This is a genomic window from Phenylobacterium sp. P4_E10 (assembly GCF_056401675.1).
The window spans coordinates 159,374-180,513 of record NZ_JBFUIW010000006.1 but is presented as its reverse complement, the minus strand read 5'-3'; the positions used below and the strand labels follow the sequence as shown (position 1 = coordinate 180,513).

19 protein-coding genes are annotated in these 21,140 nt (G+C 67.4%); 8 read left to right on the top strand and 11 right to left on the bottom strand.

The window, feature by feature from the left end; translation table 11 throughout:
- Window positions 1-37 precede the first annotated feature (37 nt).
- The 3 genes from AC1DQJ_RS09375 to AC1DQJ_RS09365 all read right to left on the bottom strand — a co-directional run bounded on the left by AC1DQJ_RS09375 (window position 38) and on the right by AC1DQJ_RS09365 (window position 3,142).
- The gene (locus AC1DQJ_RS09375; RefSeq protein WP_477602517.1) at window positions 38-1,528 is read right to left on the bottom strand and encodes an amidohydrolase; all 1,491 of its coding nucleotides are present in this window, start codon (window positions 1,526-1,528) and stop codon (window positions 38-40) included.
- A gap of 68 nt (window positions 1,529-1,596) precedes the next feature.
- Window positions 1,597-2,616, bottom strand: a complete 1,020-nt coding sequence (locus AC1DQJ_RS09370) for a FecR family protein (RefSeq protein WP_477602515.1) — start codon at window positions 2,614-2,616, stop codon at window positions 1,597-1,599.
- Complete coding sequence (locus AC1DQJ_RS09365) at window positions 2,579-3,142, bottom strand: RNA polymerase sigma factor (RefSeq protein WP_477602513.1); 564 nt, start codon at window positions 3,140-3,142, stop codon at window positions 2,579-2,581. The genes AC1DQJ_RS09370 and AC1DQJ_RS09365 overlap by 38 nt, the downstream gene beginning before the upstream one ends.
- Before the next feature lie 294 nt (window positions 3,143-3,436).
- Here AC1DQJ_RS09365 and AC1DQJ_RS09360 point away from each other — a divergent pair, with 294 nt between their 5' ends.
- From AC1DQJ_RS09360 to AC1DQJ_RS09345, 4 genes are all read left to right on the top strand, one after another.
- Window positions 3,437-5,884: a TonB-dependent receptor gene (locus tag AC1DQJ_RS09360; RefSeq protein WP_477602511.1), complete on the top strand. Its 2,448-nt coding sequence runs from the start codon at window positions 3,437-3,439 to the stop codon at window positions 5,882-5,884.
- Window positions 5,885-6,047: 163 nt separating this feature from the next.
- The gene (recA, locus tag AC1DQJ_RS09355; protein WP_477602509.1) at window positions 6,048-7,121 is read left to right on the top strand and encodes a recombinase RecA; all 1,074 of its coding nucleotides are present in this window, start codon (window positions 6,048-6,050) and stop codon (window positions 7,119-7,121) included.
- A 250-nt stretch (window positions 7,122-7,371) separates the two neighbouring features.
- Window positions 7,372-10,011, top strand: coding sequence for an alanine--tRNA ligase (alaS, locus tag AC1DQJ_RS09350; protein ID WP_477602507.1), 2,640 nt, complete (start codon window positions 7,372-7,374; stop codon window positions 10,009-10,011).
- 290 nt (window positions 10,012-10,301) lie between these two features.
- Complete coding sequence (locus AC1DQJ_RS09345) at window positions 10,302-10,928, top strand: PEPxxWA-CTERM sorting domain-containing protein (RefSeq protein WP_477602505.1); 627 nt, start codon at window positions 10,302-10,304, stop codon at window positions 10,926-10,928.
- A gap of 74 nt (window positions 10,929-11,002) precedes the next feature.
- Here the strand turns inward: AC1DQJ_RS09345 and AC1DQJ_RS09340 are convergent, their stop codons facing one another.
- The 5 genes from AC1DQJ_RS09340 to AC1DQJ_RS09320 form a co-directional block, all read right to left on the bottom strand.
- On the bottom strand, window positions 11,003-11,932 hold the full coding sequence (locus AC1DQJ_RS09340) for a hypothetical protein (RefSeq protein ID WP_477602503.1): 930 nt from the start codon (window positions 11,930-11,932) through the stop codon (window positions 11,003-11,005).
- 60 nt (window positions 11,933-11,992) lie between these two features.
- Window positions 11,993-12,370 carry a VOC family protein gene (locus AC1DQJ_RS09335; protein ID WP_477602501.1) on the bottom strand — a complete coding sequence of 126 codons (378 nt, stop codon included), beginning with the start codon at window positions 12,368-12,370 and terminating at the stop codon, window positions 11,993-11,995.
- 62 nt (window positions 12,371-12,432) lie between these two features.
- The gene (locus AC1DQJ_RS09330) at window positions 12,433-13,164 is read right to left on the bottom strand and encodes a ribonuclease T2 (RefSeq protein WP_477602499.1); all 732 of its coding nucleotides are present in this window, start codon (window positions 13,162-13,164) and stop codon (window positions 12,433-12,435) included.
- Window positions 13,161-13,727, bottom strand: a complete 567-nt coding sequence (locus AC1DQJ_RS09325; protein WP_477602497.1) for a DUF2939 domain-containing protein — start codon at window positions 13,725-13,727, stop codon at window positions 13,161-13,163. Before AC1DQJ_RS09325 ends, AC1DQJ_RS09330 begins: the two co-directional genes overlap by 4 nt.
- A 4-nt stretch (window positions 13,728-13,731) precedes the next feature.
- Entirely contained in the window at window positions 13,732-14,955 is a 1,224-nt protein-coding gene (locus AC1DQJ_RS09320; RefSeq protein ID WP_477602495.1) for an NADP-dependent isocitrate dehydrogenase, read from the bottom strand.
- 156 nt (window positions 14,956-15,111) lie between these two features.
- Between AC1DQJ_RS09320 and AC1DQJ_RS09315 the strand changes: the two genes are divergently transcribed.
- Window positions 15,112-15,894, top strand: coding sequence for an RNA methyltransferase (locus tag AC1DQJ_RS09315; protein ID WP_477602493.1), 783 nt, complete (start codon window positions 15,112-15,114; stop codon window positions 15,892-15,894).
- On the opposite strand, the gene AC1DQJ_RS09310 is transcribed toward AC1DQJ_RS09315, so the two are convergent.
- Both AC1DQJ_RS09310 and AC1DQJ_RS09305 read right to left on the bottom strand, forming a co-directional pair.
- A complete protein-coding gene (locus AC1DQJ_RS09310; RefSeq protein ID WP_477602491.1) occupies window positions 15,891-17,609 on the bottom strand; it encodes a hypothetical protein in 1,719 nt (572 codons plus the stop codon). The two genes, AC1DQJ_RS09315 and AC1DQJ_RS09310, sit on opposite strands and share 4 nt — an antisense overlap.
- Before the next feature lie 72 nt (window positions 17,610-17,681).
- The gene (locus tag AC1DQJ_RS09305; protein ID WP_477602489.1) at window positions 17,682-17,876 is read right to left on the bottom strand and encodes a hypothetical protein; all 195 of its coding nucleotides are present in this window, start codon (window positions 17,874-17,876) and stop codon (window positions 17,682-17,684) included.
- Between the two features lie 45 nt (window positions 17,877-17,921).
- Between AC1DQJ_RS09305 and AC1DQJ_RS09300 the strand changes: the two genes are divergently transcribed.
- From AC1DQJ_RS09300 to AC1DQJ_RS09290, 3 genes are all read left to right on the top strand, one after another.
- Window positions 17,922-18,857, top strand: a complete 936-nt coding sequence (locus tag AC1DQJ_RS09300) for a sulfotransferase domain-containing protein (RefSeq protein WP_477602487.1) — start codon at window positions 17,922-17,924, stop codon at window positions 18,855-18,857.
- 462 nt (window positions 18,858-19,319) lie between these two features.
- Window positions 19,320-19,937, top strand: coding sequence for a 30S ribosomal protein S4 (gene rpsD, locus AC1DQJ_RS09295; protein WP_477602485.1), 618 nt, complete (start codon window positions 19,320-19,322; stop codon window positions 19,935-19,937).
- 100 nt (window positions 19,938-20,037) lie between these two features.
- Window positions 20,038-20,409, top strand: a complete 372-nt coding sequence (locus tag AC1DQJ_RS09290) for a hypothetical protein (RefSeq protein WP_477602483.1) — start codon at window positions 20,038-20,040, stop codon at window positions 20,407-20,409.
- Here AC1DQJ_RS09290 and AC1DQJ_RS09285 read toward each other — a convergent pair.
- Window positions 20,406-21,128, bottom strand: a complete 723-nt coding sequence (locus AC1DQJ_RS09285) for an N-acyl homoserine lactonase family protein (protein ID WP_477602481.1) — start codon at window positions 21,126-21,128, stop codon at window positions 20,406-20,408. The two genes, AC1DQJ_RS09290 and AC1DQJ_RS09285, sit on opposite strands and share 4 nt — an antisense overlap.
- Window positions 21,129-21,140: the final 12 nt, after the last annotated feature.

Below are 21,140 nucleotides of genomic sequence, written 5' to 3'. Positions count from 1 at the left end.
CCGGCGCTCGCGCCCCGGGTCCCAACGCCAGTGCGGCTTACTCTGCGCCGCCGGCCTTGCGGTAGTCGAGCGGCGGCTTCCGATCGCCGACCATCGCCTTGTACTTGAAGTCGGCGCCTTGGCGCTGCTTCAACTCGGCCTTGGCCTGGGCGATCAGCTCGGGGTTGGAGAGCAACTCGGCGCCCGTCAGTGACAGCGTCTTGGCCGCCACGGCCGCGCCCTTGAGGCCGATGCTCATGCCAGCGGCCGCCACGTTCTGCCAGCTGTGGCCGGCCGATCCTGGCACGAAGGTCGCGGTCGACAGGCCGACGGTCGGAGTGACCCAGCTGATGTCGGCCACGTCGGTCGAACCGCCGCCGGCGTCGCCCGAGGTGTCGGCGTCCTTGTAGGTCTGGATGCGGCCGACCGACGACAGGTCGCCGCCGCCGTTCGGCAGGGACTTGGCCAGCTCTTGAGCGAACTTGGTCTCTTCCGGCGTCCAGCTAATGCCGCCGACCGTGTTCAGCGACTGGTACATGACCTTGCCCAGCACGTCGTTGGGCAGCAGGTTGTAGACGCCGCCGGTCTGTTCGAACTCGACCTTGGTGCCGGTGATCATCGCCGCGCCTGTGGCGGCGGTCTTCACACGGTCCATCACGTCGACGACGATCTTCGGGTCGGCGTTGCGGACGTAGTAGTAGACCTCGGCGAAGTCCGGCACGACGTTCGGAGCCTTGCCGCCGTTGGTCACCACGTAATGGATCCGGGTGCGGTCGGGGATGTGCTCACGCAGGTAGTTGTTGGCGACGTTCATGATCTCGACGCCGTCCAGCGCCGAGCGGCCGGCCCACGGGGCGCCCGAGGCGTGGCTGGATTGGCCATAGAAGCGGAACTTGCCGCTCATGTTGGACATCGAAGTGCCCTGGTTGGCCGAGTTGGTGTTGCCCGGGTGCCAGTGCAGAGTGATGTCGACATCGTTGAACAGGCCGTCGCGGACCATGTAGACCTTGCCCGATCCGCCTTCTTCAGCGGGGGTGCCGTAGACGCGGACTTCGCCCTGCACCTTGTTGGCGATCATCCACTGCTTCAGGGCGATGGCGCTGGCCACCGAGGCTGCGCCGAACAGGCTGTGGCCGCAGCCATGGCCGGCTTCCTGCCCGGGGATCGGCGTCTTGGTCGGGACCGCCGCCTGGCTCAGGCCCGGCAGCGCGTCGAACTCGGCGAGGATGGCGATAACCGGGCCCGCGCCGTTCTTGAAGCTGGCGACGAAGCCGGTCGGCTCGCCGGCCACGCCGGCCTGCACCTTGAAGCCGGCAGCCTTCAGTTGGTCCTGGAGGACCGCGGTGCTCTTGGTTTCCTGGTAGCCGAGTTCGGCGTAGCTCCAGATCTTCAGCGCCGCGTCGTTCATCTTCGGCGCGTAAGCGTCGACCGCGGCGGTGAGCTGGGTCTTGTCGGCAGCGGTCAGGGGCGCGGCGCTGGCCGTGCTCGCCGCAAGAAAAGCCGTAGCGCAGAGCGCGCTGGTCGCCAGCGCTTTCGAGATCATCTTCATGGGTCCTCCAGCCGCCGGCGCGTACTGGCGCCGGCCCTGCGTTCAAGACGCAGGGCTGAAGGAAAACCTCACTCGCCGGTGGGGGCGTGAAGCTCGATGGTCGCTGCGTCGGAGCGGCCGGCCTTGGCCATGCCATAGGCCTCGAGCGTCGCGACGAACCCGGCGACGTCGCCGGACTTGAAGCGGCCGCTAAGCGGCGTAGCGGCCAGGCGCGTGTCGGTGATCTGCACCTTGCGGGTCGAGTAGCGGTTCATCTCCTCGACGATGGAGCCGAGCGGACGGTTCTCGAACACCAGGCTGCCTTCGCGCCAGCTGGTCAGGTCGGCGAGGTTGCGGGTCTGCAGGCTCCAGGGCGCGTCGCCCCGCTGCACCAGGTGATGGCCCGGGGTCATGTCAACGCTGGTGTCGGCGCCGACCACGCGGACCTTGCCCTCGACCAGGCTGACCGACCAGCGGCCGGGGTCGACGCGGACGTCGAATGCGGTGCCCAGGGCGGTCACCGTGCGGCCGGCCGCAGTGACAACGAACGGCCGTTCCGGATTCTTCGCGACCTCGAAATAGGCCTCGCCCTTGACCAGGGTCAGGCCCCGGCGGCGGTTCCAATCGGTGAGGCGCACCTCGGTGTCGGTGCTGAGCGTGACCTTGGAGCCATCCTCGAGCGTTACGACCCGCTGGCCGCCGACCGGGGTGCGATAGACCGCCAGGGCCTGGGGCGCTGCGGCGATCACGGGAGAGTCTGACTGCTGCGTCTGGCGCCAGTCGCCGATGCCGAGCGCAGCTGCGGCGGTGACGGCGAGCGCGGCGATGCCGGCGGCCCAACGCATCTGCGGGCGACGATGATCGGCCGCCAGCTCGGCCATCAGCGCCTCGCGCGCGACCAAGACCTGGGGATCGTCCTTGAGTTCGCCCATGCGCTCCCAGGCGCCGCCCACGGCGTTCCAGTCGGTGCGGTGATTGGGGTCGGCCGCAAGCCAGGTGTCGAAGGCGCTGCGCAACTCCCCGTCGTGGGGATTACGTTGCAGCCTAACGAACCACGACGCGGCGTCCGGGCTACCGGAAGGACCGTCTTGTCGTTGGTTGTCGTTCATCGATTTCCTGCAGACGGATCGAGACGATCCGCAGAGCCTTTGTGACGTGCTTCTCGACGGCGCTCACCGATATCCCAAGTTGAGCCGCAGTCGACTTGTAGCTCAACCCCTCAAATCGCACGAGCATGAATGCCGCGCGCGTCCTGGGCGAGAGTTGGTTGAGGGCCTCAAGGGCCACCGAGGCCTCCTGTTTCGCTTGAAGAATACGGTCCGGGGACAGCTCGTCGAGCGGATGGTGGGCTTCCTCGAGCTCGCAGTGAGCGCCCCGGCGCCTCACTGTGTCGCGGCGTCGGCGATCGAGGAGGACGTTGGTCGCTGTCTGGAAGATGAAGCTGGAGAGGTTCGTGACCTCGCCGCCGTGGCGGCGATTGTGCAGCCGTAGAAGCACTTCCTGGACCAGATCGTCGATCTCGTGCCCGTCGGCTCTGCGCCGGAAAAATGCCCGCAGAGCTTGCTGGTAGGGGAGCGAGGCATGCGCCAACCCCTCCGGCTCGCTCCTGGCGCCGGTCGTTTCCGCCCAAGCCATTGAAAATTCCCGAACGCCCCGATTTGTCTTATTGCCGTCATCGTTGTTGATGGCGCCCGCGCGGTCAATGACGTTTGGGAAGGTGCGGCGCCTAAGCCATGGCGTGCCGGAAAATCGTGCACGAATGGACCAGCGCTATCGCCAAGGGAGCTGAGAGGGGCAAAGAACACCTCGGAGCATGCGTAGGGCTGGCCTTTCGCGCGCTGCAGGTGAATGGCGTGCGTCGGTACGGAGCCTTTGGGGGCGTTGAGTATCTTCCGCTTGGGGATTGTTGCTTATGCGGCGAGCGCGGTGTTGGCCGCCGCTCCGGCCGAGGCCGCCCAACCGCGCCCGCACTTCTCGCTCCCCGCCGGCCTGCCGCTCGACCGCGCCCTGACGGCGTTCTCGGCCCAGAGCGACCGCGACATCCTGTTCGCGCCGGGCATGGTTTCGGGCCTGCGCTCGCGTCGCGTCGCCGGCCGGATGGAGGCAGATGACGCGCTAGGCGAACTGCTCCGCGGCTCTGGGCTGACCTGGCGTGAATTCCAGGGCCGCTTTCTGATTGAGCGGGAGACGGTCGCGCAGCCCGATCCGCCGCCCCCTGAGACGGCGTCGGAGGTCGAGGGCGTGGTCGTCACCGCGTTGCGCCGCCCCACCCTCGACCGGCTGACCCCGATGTCGGTGCGGGCGCTGTCGGGCGACGACCTTCAGCGTGCGGGGGCGGTGACCTTCACCCAGGCCGCCAGTCTGCTTCCCGGGCTCACCCAGTCGAGCACCGGCACCGGCCGCAACCGCTTCAGTCTGCGCGGGGTGTACGGTTCGGGGGAGGCCACAACCGCTCTCTACTATGACGACATCCCGGTGACCGGTCCCAGCGGCACCACCGCCGACCCCGGCGGCTCGGCCCCCGAGCTTCTGCTGGTCGACGTGGAGCGGCTGGAGCTGCTGCGCGGGCCGCAGGGGACGCTCTACGGCGCCAGCGCCATGGGCGGGGCGATGAAAGTGGTGTTCAAGCGCCCCGACCTCGACACGGCCAGCAGTTCGCTGACCGCGGAGGTTTCCACCAATTCCAGCCAATGGGGCGCGGCCCAGACTCTGGTGGTCAACCAGCCGATCCAGCCGGGGCGTCTGGGCGTGCGCCTCACCGCCTATCACCGCGACGAACCCGCCTATGTCGACAATGCCCGGCTCGGCATCCAGGACATCAATGAGAGCGAAACCTGGGGCGTGCGTCTGGGCGTCGGGGCTCAGTTGACCGACGACATCCAGCTCAACCTCTCGGCCTCCTACCAGGACGCCCAGGATGACGACACCAGCGCCGGGGCGCTGGCCGCGCCTCCGAACGTCTCGCTGAACTACGTTCGTACGCCATTCGACAGCCGGATGGCTCTCTATGACGGCGTGCTCAACTGGCGCTTCTCGGGCATGCGGCTGACTGGGACCGTCGCCAGCTACACTTGGAGGAGCACGCGTCACATCGACTACACCGGCGTGCTGCAGGCCGAGCGGCTCAGCCCGGAGGGTTGCGGCCGCTATCTAAGCCTGCCCAGCTGCACCCCCGCCGAGCTGGGCGTCTATACCGCCTATGTCGACAGTCGCGGACCGGGCCTGCTGTACCAGCCGATCGACTTGGAGGCCCATGTCCAGGAGCTGCGGCTGCAGTCGGACACGCCGGGGTTCCTCGCCTGGACGGCCGGGCTCTTCAACGAGGTGCGCAGGGACACCATCGACAGCCAGGTCGTGGTCGGGGACACGATCAGCGGTGCGCCGCGCATGGACCTTGGCTTCACCGGGCGGCGGATCGTCGACAGCCGGCTCGGCCAGCGCGCCTTCTACGGCGAGGTGACCTTCGGCGCTGACCGGGACACCAACTTCGTGCTTGGGGCCCGGCGGTTCGAGTACGACAAGCGGACCGAGGGCCGGGCCTTGGTGGTCAACGTGATCTCCAACACCTCCGAGGCCAATTTCCGCGCCACCACCGGCGAGACCGGCTGGAGCCTGAAGATGCTGGCCAGTCATCGCTTCGGTCCGCAGGTCATGGGCTACGCCCAGGCGTCGCAGGGATTCCGGCCGGGCGGGATCAACACCGTGCCGGGACTGCCGCCGAACCTGGCGTCCTACGGATCGGACAGTTTGTGGAACTATGAGCTGGGTCTGAAGAGCGCCTGGCTCGACAACCGGCTGGCGCTGAACGCCGCGCTCTACCGGATCGACTGGCGCGACATGCAGTACACCGCCAACAGCACCAACGGCGCGTTTTCATTCATCACCAATCTCGGCCAGGCGCGGGTCATCGGCCTGGAGGCGGACGCCACCTACGTGCTCAACGCGGCGGTGCGCAGCGGGGCCAATCTGGCGATCACGGACGCCATCCTGACCAAGGACCAGTCCAGCGACGACGGCGTCGGCATGGGCGCGGCGGGCGACCGCATGCCGGTGATCCCCAAGGTCTCGGGGGACGCCTGGATCGAATACCGCCGCGACGTTGGCCGGGGGCTGGAGCTGACGATGCGGGGCGACGCGGCCTATGTCGGCCTGTCCCACAGCACCTTCGATCCGGGCGTGGGCGTCGACGCCAAGCTCGGCGACTTCTGGCTGCTCAACGCGCGGGCGGTGGTGCGGGGACCGACCTGGAGCCTGGGCGCCTACATCGAAAATCTCACCGACACCGACAGCGCCACCTTCGCCACCACCGGGCGCCAGCCGCAGGTTTTCGCCCCGCGGCCCCGACGCTTTGGACTGACCGCTTCCTACGATTTTTGAACCTTTCCGGTCGTGCGTCAGTTTCGGACGCATGGCGCCCTTAGGGCCCAAAAGAACATCTTGTGAACTCAGAACAAAGCGCGTACGCCTTGTCCATCGGCCGGCCAGACCTGAACGGGTTCGGACCGTCGGGTTGGAATCATGAAACAAGGAGCGCCTTGCAATGAGTCAGTCGGCGTTAAAGCTCGTGGGACGAGAAGAAGGCGATAAGCAACGCGCTCTTGAAGCAGCGATTGCGCAGATCGATCGGGCCTTTGGCAAAGGCTCGGTGATGAAACTTGGCGAGAAGAGCCATATCGAGGTGGAGGCGGTTTCGACCGGCTCGCTCGGGCTCGATCTCGCCCTCGGGATCGGCGGTCTGCCCAAGGGGCGGATCGTCGAAATCTATGGGCCGGAAAGCTCCGGCAAGACCACGCTCGCCCTGCACGTGGTGGCCGAGGTTCAGAAGGCCGGCGGCAACGCGGCGTTCGTCGACGCCGAACATGCGCTCGACCCGCAGTACGCCAACAAGCTGGGCGTGAACCTGGACGATCTGCTGGTCTCGCAGCCGGACACCGGCGAGCAGGCGCTGGAGATCACCGACACCCTGGTCCGCTCGGGCGCGATCGACGTCATCGTCATCGACTCGGTGGCGGCGCTGACGCCGCGCGCCGAAATCGAAGGCGAGATGGGCGATCAGCTGCCGGGCCTGCAGGCCCGCCTGATGAGCCAGGCGCTGCGCAAGCTGACCGGCTCGATCTCCAAGTCCAAGACCCTGGTCATCTTCATCAACCAGATCCGCATGAAGATCGGCGTGATGTACGGCAGCCCGGAGACGACCACGGGCGGCAACGCGCTGAAGTTCTACGCCTCGGTGCGCCTCGACATCCGCCGCACCGGCTCGGTGAAGGTCCGCGACGAAATTCTCGGCAACAACGTCCGGGTGAAGGTGGTCAAGAACAAGGTCGCCCCGCCGTTCCGCGAGGTCGAGTTCGACATCATGTACGGCGAAGGGATCTCCAAGCTGGGCGAGATCATCGATCTGGGCGTCAAGGCCGGGGTGATCGAGAAGTCCGGCTCTTGGTTCTCCTGGAACTCCACCCGCATCGGCCAGGGACGCGATAACGCTCGGGAATTCCTCAAGAATAACCCCGACATCGCCAACCAGATCGAGAAGCAGGTCCGCGGCGCCAAGGAGGTGATCGAGGAAGAACTGCTGGTCGGCCCGACCGGGGAAGAAGGCTCCGACGAGGAGTAAGGCGACCGCGCCCTCGAGCGCCGCCACGGCCCTCGGACCCGGACGCGTCCAACCCGACGTCCGGACCCGCCGACCCGGCCGAGCCCCCGCGCGACCGCTCGAAGACGCACAAGGACGCTTGGACGCACGCCGTCCAAGCGTCCTTTTCCTTTGCGGGCGGCGCCAAAATCCGTAAACGGTCGCCCGCGGGGCCAGCGCTAAGCGCGCGAGACCCCATATCTATTTCCCCGTTTTCAGTGTCCGACGAGCCATGCCGAGCCTCAACGAAATCAGAAGCGCGTTCCTGGGCTATTTCGAGAAGAACGATCACTTGATCGTCCCTTCCGCACCGCTCGTGCCGCAGAACGACCCGACCCTGCTGTTCGTCAACGCGGGCATGGTGCCGTTCAAGAACTACTTCACCGGCGCCGAAACCCCGCCCGCCGCGCGCGCGGCCTCGTCGCAGAAGTCGGTCCGCGCCGGCGGCAAGCACAACGACCTCGACAATGTCGGCTACACCGCGCGCCACCACACCTTCTTCGAGATGCTGGGGAATTTCTCGTTCGGCGACTACTTCAAGGCCGGCGCGATCGAATACGCCTGGAACCTGCTGACCAAGGAATTCAAGATTCCGGCGGAGAAGCTGTGCGTCACCGTCTATCACACCGACGACGAGGCGGCGGAGCTGTGGAAGAAGATCGCCGGCCTGCCGGACGAGAAGATCATCCGCATCGCCACCAGCGATAATTTCTGGTCCATGGGCGACACTGGCCCCTGCGGCCCGTGCTCGGAGATCTTCTACGACCACGGCGCCCACATCCCCGGCGGCCCGCCCGGCAGTCCCGATGAGGACGGCGACCGGTTCGTCGAAATCTGGAACCTGGTCTTCATGCAGTTCGAGCAGTTCGCCGACGGCCGTCGGATCGAGCTGCCAAAGCCGCAGATCGACACCGGCATGGGCCTCGAGCGGATCGCCGCGGTCATGCAGGGCGTGCACGACAACTATGACGTCGACCTGTTCCGCACTCTGATCGAGGCTTCCAAGAGCCTGGTCGGCGGCGGCTCCAACGGTCCCTCGCACCGAGTGATCGCCGACCACCTGCGCTCCACCAGCTTCCTGATCGCCGACGGCGTCTCACCGTCCAACGAAGGCCGCGGCTACGTTCTGCGCCGGATCATGCGCCGCGCCATGCGCCACGCGCACCTGCTGGGCGCCGAGGAGCCGTTGATGCACCGCCTGGCGCCGGTCCTGGTCGCCGAGATGGGCGAGGCCTACCCGGAACTGCGCCGCGCCGAGCCGGTGATTGTCGAGACCCTGCGCCAGGAAGAAGATCGCTTCCGCCGCACCCTTGGCCGCGGCATGACCCTGCTCGACGAAGCCACCGCCAAGATGAACCCGGGCGACATGCTGTCGGGCGAGACGGCGTTCAAGCTCTACGACACCTACGGCTTCCCGCTCGACCTGACCCAGGACGCGGTGCGCACCAAGGGCCTGAGCGTCGACCTGTCCGGCTTCGAAGACGCCATGAAGCGCCAACGCGACCAGGCGCGCGAAGCCTGGACCGGTTCTGGCCAGGCGTCGGCGGCGACCGAGTGGTTCGCGATCCGTGAGCGCCTGGGGGCCACCGAGTTCCTGGGCTACGACACGACCGAGGCCACCGGCAAGCTGCTGACCATCGTGGTCGGCGGGACCGAGGTCGCCAAGGCCAACGCCGGCGACACGGTTCTGGCGGTGTTCGACCGCACGCCCTTCTATGCCGAGAGCGGCGGTCAGGCGGGCGATGTCGGTGAGATCGAATGGAACGGCGGCAAGGCGCGGGTGCTCGACACCCAGAAGCAAGCCGGCGACCTGTTCGTGCACGAGATCGAGATACTCCAGGGCATCCTGGAGCCGGGCGCCGAGGTGCGCCTGGCGGTCGATCCCGACCTGCGCACGACGACCCGGGCCAATCACTCGGCGACCCACCTGCTGCACGCGGCGCTGCGCAACGTGCTCGGCCCGCACGTTTCGCAGAAGGGCCAGATGGTCGATGGCGAGCGGATCCGTTTCGACTTCAGCCATGGCGGCCCGCTGACCGCCGAGGAAATCGACCGCATCGAGGCCGAGGTGAACGCCGTCGTCCGTCAGAACCTGCCGGCGGTGACCCAGGAGATGGCGCCCGAGAAGGCCATCGAGGCCGGCGCCATGGCACTGTTCGGCGAGAAGTACGGCGATCGCGTCCGCGTGCTGGCGCTCGGCAAGGCGCTGGACGGCGAGGGTGACTACTCGGTCGAACTGTGCGGCGGCACCCATGTGGCGCGCACTGGCGACATCGCGCTCTTCAAGATCGTCTCCGAGGGCGGCGTGGCCGCCGGCGTGCGGCGCATCGAGGCGCTGACCGGCGAGTCGGCGCGTCGCTGGCTGATCGATCAGGCCGGCGTCGCCAAGGCGCTGGCTGATCAGTTCAAGGTTCCGGTGGCGGAGGTCGGCGCTCGGGTGGAGGCGCTGGAAACCCAGCGTCGCAAGCTCGAGAAGGAGCTGGCCGAGGCCAAGCGCCAGCTGGCCATGGGCGGCGGCGCGGGCGGCGCGGCGGCCGGTCCGGAAGAGATCGGCGGCGTGCAGGTGATCGCACGCGTCATGGAAGGCGTGGGCGGCAAGGACCTGCGGCCGATCGCCGAAGAGTTCAAGAAGCAGGTTCCGGACGGGGTCATCGCCCTGGTCGGCTCGGCCGAAGGCAAGGCGTCCGTGACCGTCGCTGTCACCGGCTCCGCGACCGGCAAGTTCAGCGCTGTGGAACTGGCAAAGGCGGCTGTCCAGGCGATGGGCGGTCAGGGCGCCGGCGGACGTCCGGACTTCGCCCAGGGCGGCGCGCCGGACGGTTCGAAGGCGGCCGAAGGGCTTGCCGCGGTCAAGGCGCTTCTGACCGTCTAGATTGCGACATCAGAGGGTAAGTCAGGCGGCGCGGAGAGCCCTCTCCGCGCCGTTTTTCTTAATGCGTCGGACGTCGGTGATTCGGTGCCGCCCCGCTCGAAATGTCGGCTATCCGCCTTATGGCGTGGCGTTTCGGGCCTTCGGTGTTCAAAATTCTAACGACGGTCGACGAACACGCAATCTTAATTCGCGCCTAAGGCGAGTGCTATTGTCTGCGTAATCGTTAAGGCCTAATTCACCACGTGAAATAGCGTCAGTTTGACGCGGGCTGTAACCAACCAGGGGCTTACATGAAGTACCTATCGTCCATCGTTGCGGCTGGCGCGCTCGCGGTCGCCGCCATCGCCGCCACCCCGGCCGCCGCCGTGACCTTCGTCGGCTCGTTCAACACCCAGTACCATGACGGCTCCAGCAACGGTCTGAACATCGACCTGAGCCGCTCGACCGGGAACCTGAACTTCAACCTCGACGCCACCTTCCCGTGGGATTTCGAAGTCGTGAAGCTGTTCGACATCTGGGCCGGCGAAAGCATCGGCTCGGACGATTTCGAAGCCGACCCGTTCAAGATCAACTTCACCTTCACCCAGCCGTCGGTTGGCGGTGACGTTTCGGGCAGCACCGAGGGCAACTTCGGCTGGTTCATCTTCCCGAACTACGGCACGATCGACTTCTCCAACCCAACCGACAGCTTCAGCTTCGGCGGCACCGGCCTGATGAAGGTCTTTGTCTTCGCTGACAACTCCGGCACGTTCGGCCAAGGCCAGAACAACTCGACCGGCGTCTACGCCAAGTTCTACCTGGAAAGGATGCCGACCTCGGCGGTTCCGGAACCGGCGACCTGGGCGATGATGATCACGGGCTTCGGCCTGGCCGGCACGGCGATCCGCCGCCGCCGCTCGGCCTTCGCGACCGCCTAAGCAACGCCGAATTCCATCTACGGAAAAGGCCGGGGTTCGCCCCGGCCTTTTTTGTCGCTCAGTTCCTGCCGCGGCTAGTCCTGGCAGAGCACGCGCTTGATCGGCGCGCTCTTGGAGCCACGGGCCAATTCGGTGTCGTAGAGGAAGCCCTTGCCATCCGGCAGCCAGGCCACGGCTTCTTCCTGAGGCATCGGGTCGAGCTTCACGACCCGGTAGTCGCGGCCCTCGATCCATTCGGCCGGCATGCCCTTGGAGAGATCGAAGCCCAGGTCCACGGCCGCCAGATAGGTCAGCAGGATCGCCCGCTTGCCGTCGGCGGAGATATCGAGGCCGGTGGAGATCGAGGCGGGGAAGGGCGCCTTGCCCATGAAGGTCGGCAGGTCGATTTCGCCGACGTGCTCGAAGGTCTGCACCTCGTGGTCGTTGCGGAGCTGGGCGGCGCTCAGCCGGTAGACCCTGGCCGGGACCGGCGTCGCCATCACCGCGTCCGCGGGCTTGGTGACCAGGAAGAGGTCGCCGTTCGGATGAACGGCGAAGGCCTCGGCGTTGTGCGGGCCGTCCGGATAGCGGGCGCGCACGGTGCGCAGCGGGTTCACCTTGTTTGCGAAATCCTCGACCTCGCGGACCAGCGTAAAGACCACCTCGGTGCGCTTAACCGGGTTGTCGCCGATATCGCCGAGGTAGAGGCAGGTGTCCTGGCCGCAGGGACCCAGGGACAGTTCTTCGATATCCAGCGGCTTGGGGCCTTCGACGTCGACGGCGCGCGCGGCTTCGCCCTTGAGGTCGGAGAGGTAGAACCGCAGGTCGTCGCCGGAATCGTTGTTGTGGTAGAGCCGGTCGGGATAGCCGACCGAGACGTCGAGACCGCTGGCTTCGTTCACCAGCGCCGTGTCGAGCACGCCGAACGGCTCGGCCGGTCCCCAGGTCTTGCACACCTCAGCCCCCGCGGCGCCTGGACCAGCGAGCATAAGAATGCAGGCGAGCGTGGAGGCTGCAGTGCGCATGGGACGATCCTCAGGGGGCGAGGCCGCCAGGATGGGAGACCCCGCCCGCCATGGTCAAGCTCAGGGCTTGGTGAAGATGGCGATCTTGTTGCCCGTCGGATCGCGCACATAGGCGCCATAGAAGCTGGTCGACTCAGCCGGGCGGGCGCCTGGCGCGCCCTCGTCGCTCCCGCCATGGGCCAGGGCCGCGGCGTGGGCGGCGGCGACCGCCTCCTTCGTCTCGCCCTTGAAGGCGATCATGATGCCGTTGCCGCCGCGGGCCGGCTGGCCGTCGAAGGGCGGGCAGATGAAGGTGTTGGCGTCCTGGCCGGAGGGGCCGTAGCCGGCCCAGCCGCCGTCGAAGAACTGCCGCTCATAGCCGATCGCGCCCAGCACGGCGTCGTAGAAGGGCATTGCGTCCTCGACGTTCAGCGCGCCGATCGTGACATAGCCAATCATGTGGTTCGTCTCCCGTTGATTGGCGCGAAACCTAACGCCGCGGCGAGAACGAAACAAGAACCTTAGCGACCTATCGGTTCGATGGTCAGACGAACATGGTCGGGCGCGCCGAGGCCGGCGCAGGCCTTCGGTTCGAACTTGAGGTCGTAGCAGACGCGGACCTCCTCCAGCCGATTGCCGGAGCCGACCTTCACGTAAAGGCTGTCGCGGCCCAGGCGGGGATTGGCGGCCACGAAGGCTTCACGCAGGTCTCCCGCGGTGCCGGACCCGGCGGGGAGTGCGCGGAGATCGGGAGCGTCCAGCTGCCGCCAAAGGCGGTCGGCGGCCCGGAAATACTGGTCGGGGTTGGTCCAACCACAGACGCCGTGGGCGGCCCACTCATGCTGCAGCAACTGCGGCGATGGGGTCATGCAGAAGTGGCGGCGAACGGTGGCGGGCTCTAGCGCGCCGGCCGGCTGGCAATAGCGGGGATGTCGCTTGCCGGTCCCGTTCGGCCACAGCCCATGGACGGTGAAGCTGAAGCGGTTGTCGCGGCACTGGCCCCGGCCCTCGGCTGTATCCGCGTGCGTGCGGCACCATTCCGGCGACCAGATCAGGGCCAGCATGTAGGAGACGGTCTCGGCGTCGCGGACGATCTCGTGCGGCGGGGCAGGCTCGACCGGCGCCGGTTGCAGGTCAACGGGCACCGCGCAGGCGGCGTCTTCGGCCTCGGCGGCGGCCAGCGGGGTGTTGGGGGCGGCCCGGCTGCAGGCCCCGAGCGCCAGCGCGGCGAGGATCGGCGTCAGGGCTCTCATGCGGCCTGCGGCAGCCTGATCTGGACGAGCTTCCAGGTGAGCAGGTCGCGGCGCTCGAAGGTGAAGATCACGCCGTCGTCCTTGGCGTCCTTGGCGCCCTTGCCCTTGGGCCGGGCGATGAACCGGGCCCGATTGGGGTCCCAGTAGCGCAACTGCGGCAGCCACGAGCTCTTCGCGCCTGCCGGAGCGGCGCCTGGGGCGAAGCCGCGGGTGAGGTCGTAGAGCCCTGGCGCGCCGAGGAAGGGCTCGATGTTCGCCGGAACCGGGACGACCGGCTCGATGGCCCGCCGGACGGCTCCGATCGGGTCGGTCCAGATGTCGGGCGGCGCGGGGCCGGCCACCGGCTTGGCGGAGACCTGGGGGCGCAGGCCTTGGCGCACCGCCGGATAGTCGATCAACTGCGCCAGGGTGTAGCCGTCGCCGTCGCGGGCCGCGGCCTTCACGGCCCGAAATGCAAAGAACGGCGCGGCCACGAAGGCCAGCGCCGCTCCCACGATCAGTGTGACGATCAGCCGGAAGACCGCGCGGCCGAGGTCGAACTCGCCGGCCGCGCGGTCGTTCACGGCCTTAGGCCGCCGACTTGGCCAGGGCCACTTCGAGATTGGCCGCGACCTTGTCGATGAAGCCCTCGGTGGTCAGCCAGCCTTGGGTGTCGCCGACCAGCAGGGCCAGGTCCTTGGTCATCGAGCCGCTTTCGACGGTGTCGACGCAGACCTTTTCCAGGGTCTCGGCGAAGTGCTCCAGCTCCGGATTGCCGTCCAGCTTGGCGCGGTGCTTCAGGCCCTGGGTCCAGGCGAAGATCGAGGCGATCGAGTTGGTCGAGGTCGATTCGCCGCGCTGATGCTGGCGGAAGTGGCGGGTCACGGTGCCGTGGGCGGCTTCCGATTCCATGATCTTGCCGTCCGGGGTGATCAGCACCGAGGTCATCAGGCCCAGCGAGCCGAAGCCCTGAGCGACCTGGTCGGACTGCACGTCGCCGTCGTAGTTCTTGCAGGCCCAGACGAAGCCGCCGGACCACTTCAGCGCCGAGGCGACCATGTCGTCGATCAGGCGGTGTTCGTAGACGATGCCGGCTTCCTTGAACTTGGCCGCGTATTCGGCCTCGTAGACCTCGGCGAAGATGTCCTTGAAGCGGCCGTCATAGGCCTTGAGTATCGTGTTCTTGGTCGACAGGTAGACCGGGTACTTCCGCTGCAGGCCGTAGTTCAGGCAGGCGTGCGCGAATTCGCGGATCGAGTCGTCGAGGTTGTACATGCCCATGGCGACGCCGCCGCCCGGGAACTCGAACACTTCGTGCTCGATGGTCTCGCCGTTGTCGCCTTCCCACTTGATGGTCAGGCGGCCCTTGCCGGGAACCTTGAAGTCGGTGGCCTTGTACTGGTCGCCGAAGGCGTGGCGGCCGACGATGATCGGCTGAGTCCAGCCGGGAATCAGGCGCGGCACATTCTTGCAGATGATCGGCTCGCGGAAGACGACGCCGCCGAGGATGTTGCGGATGGTGCCGTTCGGCGACTTCCACATCTTCTTCAGGCCGAACTCTTCGACCCGGGCTTCGTCGGGGGTGATCGTCGCGCACTTCACGCCGACGCCATGGCGCTTGATGGCCTCAGCCGCGTCCACGGTGACCTTGTCGTCGGTGGCGTCGCGGTGCTCGATTCCCAGGTCGTAGTAATCCAGATCGATGTCCAGATGCGGGAAGATCAGCTTGTCCTTGATCCACTTCCAGATGATGCGGGTCATCTCGTCCCCGTCGATATCCACGACGGGGTTGGCGACTTTAATCTTGGCCATGAGGGCGGAGCGCTCCAGTGGGAGTGAACGGATGGGGTAGTGGCCGTATACTAGGCCGGGGCGCGGACGCAAAGAGCACGGCGCGCGGTAGCTTCGCCTGAAGCCGCCGTGCAGGCCAAGCTTGCATTCGGCGCCCTCGCCAGTCGAAAACGCGGCATGGAATCCGCCGCCCCGCCCTGCATCATCCTCAACGCCCCGCAACTGGCCCAGAACATCGGGGCGGTCGCCCGGGTGATGGCCAATTTCGGCCTCGCCGACCTGCGCCTGGTCAATCCGCGCGACGGCTGGCCGCAAGAGCACGCCTGGGCCGCCGCGTCCGGGGCCGAGTGGCCGCTCAACGCCGCCCGGGTCTATGACAGTGTCGAGGAAGCGATCGCCGGCCTGCACCTGGTCTACGCCACGACCGCGCGCCCGCGCGAGCTGCAGCTGCCGGTGATCACGCCGCGCGAGGCGGCGGCCACGCTCTCGGCCGAGGTCGCGGAGGGCCGGTCGGTCGGCCTGCTGTTCGGCGGCGAGCGCGCCGGCCTGGAGACCGCCGACATCGCGCTTTGCCAGGCGGTGGTCACCCTGCCGATCGACCCGCGCTTCCGCTCGCTCAACCTGGCCCAGGCCGTGGCGATCAACGCCTACGAATGGCGGATGACGGTGGAGACCGGCGCGCCGCCGATCTTCCGCGAAGGCCCGCCGCCGGCCGACGCCACCGCCATGCTGGGCCTCTACGAGCACTTCGAGCGCGAGCTGGAGGACGCCGGCTTCTTCCATCCGCCGGAGAAGAAGCCGTCGATGGTCCAGAACCTGCGCTCGGCCCTAAGTCGGGCGCGGTTCTCCGACCAGGAGGTGCGCACCTTCCGCGGCGTGGTGACGGCGCTCTCCAAGGGCCGCGGCCGCTCGCTGGAGAAGATGGCGCGCGAGAAGGCGGCCCAGAAGCCGCCCTCCTAGAACCGCGAAGCGGTGAGCTTCACGTCGGCCATCTTCCAGGCGTCGTTGAACTGCGCCGTGGCGGCCGCCGCATCCTGCGTCTTGCCCTGGCGGGCGAGGGCCTGGCTCAGGCCATAAAGCGCCCAGCCGTCGCGACGGTAGTGCATCAGGCTGTCGCGATAGACCGCCTCGGCCTCGCCCGCACGGCCAGCCTCAAGCAGCGCCGCGCCCAGATAGTGGGCGACCGGCTGATGCCAGTAGGCCGGTTCGGTATAGGGCAACTGCCGCTCCATCGCCGACGCGCGCTTGAAGCTGGCGACAGCCAGATCAAGATTGCCGTCCTTGCGGGCGATCTCGCCGTCCAGCATGGCCAAGGCCAGCTCGGTCATCGGCTTGGCCGGGATGGCGAAGGGCTCATAGGCGGAGAAGTCGGCCCTGGTCAGCGTCTCCAGCTCGGCGCGGTTCGCGCGGGCCGTGGCGCGGTCGCCCTTATTGGCCGCCGCGATCCCGTGCGCATAGAGCCAGATCGCGTTGTCGAGCTTCAGGCCTGCAGGCGGCCGCGGCGTCGCCAGCACCGCGTCCCACTGTCCAAAGCGCAGGTTGTTCACCATCGGGGTGAAGACGAACAGTTCGGCCAGCGGAAGCTGGGCGGCCGTCTTCTCGGCGTCCACCGCCTTGACCAACCGGCGCGCGGCGTCAGCTGAAGTCTTGGAGCGGCCCTCCATCTCCGCCGAGGTCCACAGGAAGTGGATGTTGTGGCCGTAGTAGCCGGCTGGATAGAAGCCCTGCGCACGGCAGGCGGCGATGTAGGCCTCGTCGGTCAGGGCCGCCTGCTCGTTGACGCGTGCGGCGTCGGCGTAGCGGCCGACCCGGTAATAGATGTGCGAGGGCATGTGCACGATGTGGCCGGCCTGGGGCATCAGGGGCGCCAGTCGGTCGGCGGCGGCTTCGGCCCGTTCGGGCGTGTTCGAGGCCTCGACCGCATGAATATAGAGGTGCAGCGCGCCGGGGTGGTCAGGCGCCTTGGCCAGAACGCTCTCAAGCGTGCTGAGGATCGCGGCGCCGTTGCCCTTTGGCGTCTTGGCGTCGGCCTCCCAGTAGTCCCATGGCTGGGTGTCCATCATGGCTTCGGCGTAGAAGGTCGCCGCGTCCAGGTCGGTTGGATCGGCTCGCGCCAGATCGCCCATGGCCTTGGCGAAGGCCACGTCCAGCGGCTTGCGGTCAGCGGTCGGCGCGGCGGCATAGCGGGCGGCCAGGGCGTCGATCCAGGCCTGTTCGCGCGGCGAGGCCTTGGCGCGCAGGGACTTGGCTTTGTTCAGCGCTTCCCAGGCGGGGGCGACGGCGTCCTCCGGCATCGGAAGGTTGATGTTGGGGCCCAGGGCGAAGGCCACGCCCCACCAGCACATCGCGCAGTCCGGATCCAGGCGCGCGGCCTCCCGGAACGAGCGGATCGCCTCGGCGTGGTTGAAGCCGAACAGCAGGTTGACGCCTTGATCGAAGAGCTTCTGAGCCTGCGGGTTCTTGGTCGAGATCGGGTGCTTGTGGGCGCCCAGCCCATCGAAGATCGGTGCGCCCGGCTTGTCGGCCTGGCCCATATAGACCGTCGGCATCGGGGCGCCCGGCATCCGCATCGGTCCCATCGTGTGACCGGCTGGCATGGATTGGGCGCTGGAGACGGCAGGCGACAGGTAAATCAGGCCGGCGCCAAGCGCCGCGGAAAGCAAAGCCACTCGCATCGGGATCTCCCAGAAACGATCTTCGTGACGTCGCCTGCTAGTTACGCCTGAAAACTGCGCTCTGGGAAGGCGCTACTCCCGGTAGCCATAGACGCGGCGGCGGTCGCCCGCCGACAGGTCTTCGGGATTGGGCCGCATGGTCGTGACCTTGACCCCGTCGGCGCGGACCGGGCGCGTCCGGCGCGACGGCGATGTGAGCGCGGCAGTGGCGCCAAAGAGGGCGAGGGCGGTGATGGCCTGCGCCACAGAAATGCGGGAAATTGCCAACCCCGCGAGAGGGTCATAGCATCGCCCGGAAGACTGGGAACGGCCATGCTCACTCACGCGCCGACGCGCGTCGTCCGCGACTATAACTCCGACAGCCGCTACTGGGAGCAGTACAAGCCCCGGCCGGGCGACATCATCATTGGCACCGCCGCCAAGGTCGGCACCACTTGGACGCAGCAGATCGTCAACCTGCTGGTCTTCCAGTCCCCGGAGCCGCGACATCTGGGCAGGTTGAGCCCCTGGCTGGACGCACGATTCTTCGCGCCGCTGGAGGCGATCCTGCCGGGGCTGGAGGCCCAGGAGCATCGGCGCTTCATCAAGACGCACCTGCCGATGGATGCCTTTCCGCTCTACGACGAGGTCCGCTACCTCCACACGGCGCGTGACGGGCGCGACGTGGCGATGTCGCACCTGAACCACCTGAACAACCGCACCGCCGAAGCCTGGGCGCGGTTCGACGCCGTCGGGCTTGGCGATCCCGCCATTGGCGCGCCGATGCCGCGCCCGCCGCGCACCGCGCGTGAGTTCTTCCACTACTGGGTGGAGGCCGAGGGCATGCATACCGCCGAGGGTTTCCTTGCGCTGGAGCGCACCTACTGGGACCGGCGCGAGGCGGACAACGTGCTGTTGGTCCACTACGCCGACCTGAAGGCCGATCTGGACGGCGAGATGCGGCGCATTTCCGCCTTCCTCCACATTCCCGTGAACGAGGCCATCTGGTCCGCACTGGTGGAGGCGGCCACGTTCGAGGCGATGAAGCGCGATGGCGACCGCTTGCTGGCTGGCATGGAGATGGGCCTCGAAGGCGGCCACAGGAGTTTCATGCACAAGGCCACCAACGGCCGCTGGAAGGGCGAGGTCGACGAGGCCGATCTCGCCCTCTACCGCGCCAAGGTGGAGGCCGCTCTGCCGCCAGCCCTGATCGCCTGGCTGGAGGGCGGCCGCGCCATCGCGGGTGATCCGCGCGTTTCGCCCGACTAGTCCCCGCCGATCTGCGCGTCCGACGGCGGAGCTGTGGCTATGTCCGCAATGGGTCAGTAGCGGAGATAGCCGTCGCCCCCATGAGCGGAAGCTACTGGCGTCCGCTACTCGCATTGGCGCGCTCGGAACGTCTGTTTGTGGGTGCGGAGCTCTGGTGAAGTCGTGATGCCGAGAGTCAGCGGGTAGGCTGCCCCGACGATTCCGCACCGACGCCATGGGCGCCACGGTGGTGCGCGACCAGAACGGCGTCACCACCCGCTGTCGCGTCGACGCCATGGGCAAGCCCCGCTGCCGATAGCTCCCGGCGTTGACTCCTGACGCCCGGGAGGTCATACACCGCCCCTTCGCGCCGCCGGGCACTGTCCGGTGGCCGCGATACTATGACGGGTGACCAGACGCCGCCGTTGAGATCGCGTCCCCAGTTGCGGGGACGCCGGCCCGGTCGAATAGAAAGAGACGACTATGTCGAAGCGCCATAGCGCCAAGTACAAAATCGACCGCCGGATGGGCGAAAACATCTGGGGTCGCCCGAAGTCCCCGATCAATCAGCGCTCGTACGGCCCCGGCCAGCACGGTCAGCGCCGCAAGTCCAAGGTCTCGGACTTTGGCCTGCAGCTGCGCGCCAAGCAAAAGCTGAAGGGCTATTACGGCAACCTGACCGAGAAGCAATTCTCGCGCACCTACGAGGAAGCCGCCCGCCGCAAGGGCAACACCTCGGAAAACCTGATCGGCCTGCTGGAAAGCCGCCTGGACGCGGTGGTCTACCGCGCCAAGTTCGTGCCGACCGTGTTCGCCGCCCGTCAGTTCGTGAACCACGGCCACGTGCTGGTGAACGGCAAGCGCGTCAACATCGCGTCCTACCGCGTGAAGGCCGGTGACATCGTGTCGGTCCGTGAGCGCTCGAAGAACATGGCCCTGGTGCTGGAAGCCCTGCAATCGGGCGAACGCGACACGCCGGACTACGTCGAGGTCGACGCCAAGGCGATGAGCGCGAAGTTCATCCGCGCTCCGGAATTCTCCGAGGTCCCGTACCCGGTGAAGATGGAACCGAACCTGGTTATCGAATTCTACGCGTCCTAATCGGCGCCGACGACCAGCGACAATTAGCGAAGGCCCCGGAGCGATCCGGGGCCTTTTGCTTTGCGGCGTTGTGTGGCGGATTAGGGCGATGAATCGCCGCTTGTTGCTTATCGCGGGGCTCGCCCTGCTGTCCGGCTGCGCGACCGCTGCGCCGCCGCCTGTGCTGACCGCCGCCGACAACAGCACGCATCCCGAACTAGAGGCGGTCTATTCCGCCATCGCCGGCCGGGACGCGCTGGTGATCCAGGTCGCGTCCAACGGCTGCACGAAAAAGGCCGACTTCGCCTTCTATGTTGAGCGCAAGGGCCAGGCGGTGACTCTGTCCTTCGCCCGCAAGCGCCTCGACCAATGCCGCTCGTTCGCGATGGGCAAGACCGAACTGAGCTTCACCTGGGCCGAGCTGGGGCTGGATGCGCGGGCGCCAGTCTTCCTGATGAACCCGCTGGCCGCCTGGACTGGGCCGGGCAGTTAGAGCCGGCTGACAGCGCTGGCCCGCACCGCGCTGCCGGCCGGGATGTTGTCCAGGAACGCCTCGTCGTGGCCGGGAATGACGAAATCTCCCTGCGCCCGCATCTGCACCAGGCGTCGCTTGGTCGCCAGGTACTGGGCCTTGTCGAACGGGTGAGGCTGATCGACGTCGTCACGGTCCAGCGAGCGGCAGAAGTAGCAGGCGTCGCCGGCCAGCACGTCGGCCCCGCCTTCCCGGAAGACCCGCAGCGATTGGTGGCCGCAGGTGTGTCCCGGCGTTGCGAACACCTCGACCGAGCCGTCACCGAACAGGTCGTGAGCGTCCTCGGTGCGCAGCAGGTCGTGGCCGCTGTCGAGAGTGCGCAGCTCCTCGTCCCGGTGAATGAGGATCCTGGCGTTGGGGATCAGCGGCGCGCCGCCGACGTGGTCGTAGTGGGAGTGCGAAAGGACCAAGGCCTCGATCCGCGTCGGGTCGACGCCCGCGGCGCTGGCGCGGGCCGCCACGTCATGTCCCACCGGCAGCTCATTGTAGAAATCCTCGAACAGGGTCGTGCCGTGATCGCTCAGCGCCAGGCCGGCGTCGAACAGGGCGTGGCGACCGCTCGGATGCCTGATGAGGAAGGCGTAGACCGGAATGGTCAGGTCGCCCGTCGCAGCGGTCTCGAGGCGCCTGGCGGGCGCACGCAGCGTGCCGCAGCGCAGGGGCAGGATCTCGGTACTCAACACTGACCCTCC